This is a genomic window from Roseomonas rosulenta (genome assembly GCF_016106005.1).
GTDB classification, from domain to species: domain Bacteria; phylum Pseudomonadota; class Alphaproteobacteria; order Acetobacterales; family Acetobacteraceae; genus Neoroseomonas; species Neoroseomonas rosulenta.
In genome coordinates, this window is the sequence record NZ_JACADR010000299.1 from 1 (window position 1) to 5115 (window position 5115).

Consider the following 5115-nt stretch of genomic DNA (forward strand, 5'->3'; position numbering starts at 1 on the left):
GGCGGCGAAGGCATCGGCCAGCGCATCCTCGGCCGCGGCGAGGTCGCCCCCGCGCGCGGCCAGCCAGGCGACCAGCCGCCCGTACGACTCCCGCGCTGCCCGCTCCGCCGCCGCGTGGGCGTTCATGCCGGCGGGGGCGAGGGCCAGATCTCGCGCACCTCGACGCGCCCATGCGCGGCGCCGGGGCAGCGCGCCGCCCAGCGGATCGCCGTCTCCATGTCGGGCACCTCGATCAGGAAGTAGCCGCCGAGCTGCTCGCGGGTCTCGGCATAGGGGCCGTCGAGCACCTGCGGCGCGCCGTCGCGCAGCGTCACGATCGCCGCACCGGCGGCGGGCTTCAGCCGTTCGCCCGCCCGCATCACGCCCGCCTCGGCCAGCGCGGCGGCATAGGCGCGGTAGGCGCCCATCGCCTCGGCCTGCGCCGCCGGCGGCATGGCGTCCCATGCCTTGTCGTCGCTCCAGATCATTAGCATCGCCTGCATCGTGTCCTGCTCCGTCTCGGGGGGCGGCCCGATCGCCGCCGCCATCATGACGCGCGGGGAGGGGGGATTTCGACAGGCGCGGCCGGGCTTTTCCACCGCGGGCTTTTCTGGGAGAGAGCGGTCCGGCCCCGAGCGGGGGGCAGGGGAGGCCGCATGCAGAGCACCACCGGCGGAAAGACGCTGCGCATTGTCACGCCCGAGCAGGCCGCCGCGCTGGTGCAGCCGGGCCAGTGGCTGGACTACGCCACCGGCTTCAACCAGCCCGACCTGTTCGACCGCGCGCTGGCCGCCCGCGCCGGCGAGCTGCACGACGTGAACATCCGCAACTGCCTGTCGATGCGCCCGCGCGCGGTGCTCGAGGCCGATCCCGACAGCCGCGTCTTCCGCGTCTTCAACTGGCATTTCTCCGGCTACGACCGGAAGCAGCACGATGCCGGGCGGGTCAGCTACATCCCGTGCAACCTCGGCGAGATCCCGGACTACTACCGCCGCTTCGTCGACCGCGTGGACATCGCGGTGATGAAGGCCGCGCCCATGGATGCCGATGGCTTCTTCAACATCGGTCCGCTCTGCCTGTGGCACCCGGCGGTGATCGAGCGCGCGAAGGTGCTGGTTCTCGAGGTCGCGCCCCGGATGCCCTGCGTGGTCGGCCCCGAGGTCCGCGTCCATCGCAGCCACGTGGACTTCATCATCGAGGGTGAGGACGGCCCCATGCCCGAACTGCCCAATGCGGAGGCGACCGAGGTGGACCGCGCGGTGGCGCGCCTGATCGCCAACGAGGTCGAGGACGGCGCCTGCCTGCAGGTGGGCATCGGCGGCATGCCCAACGCCGTGACCACGCTGCTTCTGCACAGCGGCGTGAAGGACCTCGGCATCCATACCGAGATGCTGAACGACGGTCTGGTGGAGCTGTACCGCGCCGGGCGCGTGAGCGGCGCGCGCAAGGCGACCGACCGCGGCCTGGTTACCTACAGCTTCGCGCTCGGCAGCCAGGCGACCTACGCCACGCTGCACGACAATGCGGATTTCATGTGCCGCACGGTCGATGCCACCAACCTGCCCGACATCATCGCCGCGAACGACCGCGTGGTTGCGATCAACAACACCACGCAGATCGACCTGCAGGGCCAGGCCGCATCGGAATCCGACGGCCACCGCCACATCTCCGGCACCGGGGGGCAGTTGCAGTTCGTCCGCGGCGCCTATGCGTCGAAGGGGGGCAAGTCCTTCATCTGCCTTGCTTCCACCTATGAACGGAAGGGCGTGCGGAAAAGCCGCATCGTGCCCGCGCTCACGACGGGCAACATCGTCACCACGCCGAGGTCCGACATGATGTACGTGGTCACCGAGTACGGCATCGCGAACCTGAAGGGGATGTCGGTGCCCGAGCGCGCCAAAGCGCTGATCGGCCTCGCACACCCCGACTTCCGCGAGGATCTGTCGCGCGAGGCGCGCGAGCGCGGCATCATCCCGCGCAGCCTGTTCTGAAGCCCATGCAGTCGCGCGTGGCCGCTCCGCCAGCCCCGCGCGCGGCACAGCGGCTGCGCCCTCGCCATTCAGGCATCAGGGCCGCTTCGCCACCGCCTCGATCTCGATCAGTGCGCCGCGCACCAGCGCGGTGACGCCCACGCAGGTGCGCACCGGCCGCCCGCCATCGGGCAGGGCGGCGGCATAGGCGGCGTTCATCGCCGCGTAGTCGCGTTCGAACTGCGTCAGGTACACCCGCACCGAGACCAGGTGCTGCAAGCCCAGCCCCAGCGCGCCCAGCGCGCGCGAAAGATTGCCCATGGTGCGCGCGGTCTGCGCCGCGATGCCCTCGGGCAGCGGTGCGTCGGGGTCGTCCAGGTCGCGCGGAAACTGGCCGGTCAGGAAGACGAAGCCGTCGGCCTCGACCGCATGCGAGGATGGCGAGACCGAGGGCGGGAAGCCCGCCAGCAGGTGGTGGCGCATCGGCTCAGGCCCCGCCACGGGGGATGGCGCGCGCGACCGGCGCCCGGGCGGCCCGCGCCGTCATTCCTCGCGCTTCGCGCCATCGAGCAGCGCGCGGCGGCGATCCTCGGCGCGCGCGTCGTTCTGCTTCTGCGCCTTGCTGCGGCCGTGCTTCGCCCGGTTGGCGACGGCTTCCGCAGCCTTGTCGTCCCGCGCGCGCGCCTTGCGGGCCTTGTTGAGGTTGACGATCTCGGCCATGCATCGAGGATAGCCCGCCACACGCCTGAGGGGATACGCCCATGCCGATGATTTCGCTGACCGCCGCCGATGGCCACCGCCTGGCCGCCTATCGCACCGGCCCGCAGAACGCCGACCGCGCCCTGGTCGTGGTGCAGGAGATCTTCGGCGTGAACCACCACATCCGCAACGTGGCCGACGCCTTCGCCGCCGAGGGCTTCGCCGTGATCGCCCCGGCCCTGTTCGACCGTGTCGGCCCGGGCATCGAGCTCGGCTACGAGGCCGCCGACGTGGCGCAGGGGCGCGAGCTGCGCGGCAAGATCAACGATGGGCTCACCGTGCTCGACATCCTCGCCGCCGCCGCCGCGCTGCCGCGGGGCGCGAAGCGCGGCATCGTCGGCTATTGCTGGGGCGGCACGGTTGCCTGGCATGGCGCTACGCGCACCAGCGCCTTCAGCGCGGCATCCGGCTGGTATGGCGGCGGCGTCGCCGCGGCGAAGAACGAGGTGGCGCGCTGCCCCGTCCAGCTGCATTTCGGCGAGACCGACGCCTCCATCCCGATGACCGACGTGGAGGCGGTGCGCGCCGCGCAGCCCGGGGTCGAGATCCATGTCTATGCCGGCGCCGGCCACGGCTTCGCCTGCGACGAGCGCGGGTCCTACTCAGCCAATGACGCGGCGCTGGCGCAGAAGCGCACGCTGGAATTCTTCGCGAAGCATCTCTGACGCCGGGCCTCGGAGACCGTTTGAGAATAACGGCACCGGCCCGCTCCCTCACCCGGCCACCCACGACAGTATCCTGAATTGGTTGGCCGGGTGGGGGAGCGGGCCGGTGCCGGACTGCAGAATGCGCCGAACGGCGGATTCTCAAACGGTCTCTCAGCCGCCGGCCAGCATCTCCTCCGCCATCGCGCGCGTCGGCGTCGCGCCGTCGCGCGCGCGCAGCGCGCCGGCGGCGGCGGCGAAGCGAATGACGCGCGGGATGTCCATGCCCTCGGCCACGGCCAGCGCATAGGCGCCGTGGAACACATCCCCCGCGCCGGTAGTGTTGGTCGCCTCCACGGGGAAGGCCGGCGTGCGCGTCGGCTTCTCGTCCCCGGCCGCCATCCACAGCACGCCCTTCTCGCCCTGCGTCACCGCCGCGACCTTCACCGGGCCCGACGCCAGGGCCTGGCGCAGCCCTTCCTCCGGCCCGCGGCCGGGCAGGAAGTTCGCCAGGCCGGGCACGGAGAAGACCGCGTGGTCCACGCGGGGCACCAGGTCGACCAGGATGCGCGTCTCGCTGCGCTCGCCATCCAGCACCACCGGTACCCCGGCGGCACGCGCGGCGGCGGCGGCGGCGGCCACGCCCTCCGGCCAGCGCGGGTCGCAGCACAGCGCCCCGGCCTCGCGGATCCGATCGAGCGGCAGCCAGGCGGGATCGGTCCCGAGTCCCGATCCCCGGAAGGAGATGATGGTGCGCTCCCCGCGCGGATCGACCAGCACCGCGCCGACCGGCGTGCGCCCGCCGGGCACGCGCCGCAGGCCGGACACGTCCACGCCTTCGGCCGCCAGTGCCTCGGCTAGCGGCTCGCCGTTCATGTCATCGCCCACGCGCCCCCAGAAGGCGGCGCGCCCGCCCAGGCGGACGGCCGCGATCGCGGCATTGGCGGCCATGCCGCCTGGGCCGATGCTGTAGGACCGGGCGGCGATCTTGGCCGGGGGGGCGGGAACGTCCTCGACGCGGAAGGTGTGGTCGGCCACCACATTGCCGAGGCAGATGACGAGGGGAGGGGATGCCATGATGCAGCGCAGCGTCCCACGCCGGGCCGCATCGCGCCAAGCGCCGCCTGCAACGATCGCCGCGCGCATCCTGCTGCTGCGCGACGACGTGCTGGTGCTGGACAAGCCGGCCGGCTTGCCGGTCCATCGTGGCCCGCGCGGCGGCCCCTCGCTCGAGGACTGGCTGGAGCCGCTGCGCATGGGCAAGCGGCATCTCCCGCAGCCCGCGCATCGGCTGGACACGGACACCGCCGGCTGCCTGGTGCTGGGGCGCACCAAGCCGGCCCTCGCCGCGCTCGGGCGCATCTTCGCCGAGGGCCTGGCGCGCAAGACCTACTGGGCCGTGGTGCGCGGCGGCCCGGCCGGGGACGAAGGCGTGATCGACGCGCCGCTGGCCAAGACCAGCAGCGCGGCGCGCGGCTGGCGCATGGAGGTCGCCCCCGGCGGGCAGGCTGCGGTCACGCGCTGGCGCGTCCTCGGCCGCGGGGCGGGCACCGCCTGGCTGGAACTGAGCCCGCTCACCGGCCGCACGCACCAGCTGCGCGTGCATTGCGCGGCGGCGGGATTCCCGATCCTGGGCGACCCCGTCTACGGCGCGGGCGAGCCCGGCGGGCTGCACCTGCTGGCCCGCGCCATCGCCCTGCCGCTCGACCCGCCCCTGGCGGCGCAGGCGCCGGTGCCCGCGCATATGCGCGCGGCGCTGGCCG

7 protein-coding genes are annotated in these 5115 nt (G+C 73.1%); 3 read left to right on the forward strand and 4 right to left on the reverse strand.

The window, feature by feature from the left end; translation table 11 throughout:
• Window positions 1-122 precede the first annotated feature (122 nt).
• Window positions 123-578, reverse strand: coding sequence for a YciI family protein (locus HW578_RS27990; protein ID WP_198372971.1), 456 nt, complete (start codon window positions 576-578; stop codon window positions 123-125).
• A 57-nt stretch (window positions 579-635) separates the two neighbouring features.
• On the opposite strand from HW578_RS27990, the gene HW578_RS22610 reads away from it, so the two are divergent.
• On the forward strand, window positions 636-1970 hold the full coding sequence (locus HW578_RS22610; protein ID WP_198372972.1) for an acetyl-CoA hydrolase/transferase family protein: 1335 nt from the start codon (window positions 636-638) through the stop codon (window positions 1968-1970).
• 75 nt (window positions 1971-2045) lie between these two features.
• Here the strand turns inward: HW578_RS22610 and HW578_RS22615 are convergent, their stop codons facing one another.
• Window positions 2046-2432 (reverse strand): RidA family protein, encoded by a 387-nt coding sequence (locus HW578_RS22615; RefSeq protein ID WP_198372973.1) that lies wholly within the window; start codon window positions 2430-2432, stop codon window positions 2046-2048.
• Window positions 2433-2492: 60 nt separating this feature from the next.
• Window positions 2493-2669, reverse strand: coding sequence for a DUF4169 family protein (locus tag HW578_RS22620; RefSeq protein ID WP_198372974.1), 177 nt, complete (start codon window positions 2667-2669; stop codon window positions 2493-2495).
• 47 nt (window positions 2670-2716) lie between these two features.
• On the opposite strand from HW578_RS22620, the gene HW578_RS22625 reads away from it, so the two are divergent.
• A complete protein-coding gene (locus HW578_RS22625; protein WP_408906263.1) occupies window positions 2717-3373 on the forward strand; it encodes a dienelactone hydrolase family protein in 657 nt (218 codons plus the stop codon).
• 153 nt (window positions 3374-3526) lie between these two features.
• Here the strand turns inward: HW578_RS22625 and HW578_RS22630 are convergent, their stop codons facing one another.
• Window positions 3527-4429: a PfkB family carbohydrate kinase gene (locus HW578_RS22630; RefSeq protein ID WP_198372976.1), complete on the reverse strand. Its 903-nt coding sequence runs from the start codon at window positions 4427-4429 to the stop codon at window positions 3527-3529.
• Between HW578_RS22630 and HW578_RS22635 the strand changes: the two genes are divergently transcribed.
• The coding region (locus tag HW578_RS22635; RefSeq protein ID WP_232479209.1) for an RluA family pseudouridine synthase at window positions 4428-5115 on the forward strand (688 nt) is incomplete at its 3' end. The genes HW578_RS22630 and HW578_RS22635 overlap by 2 nt on opposite strands.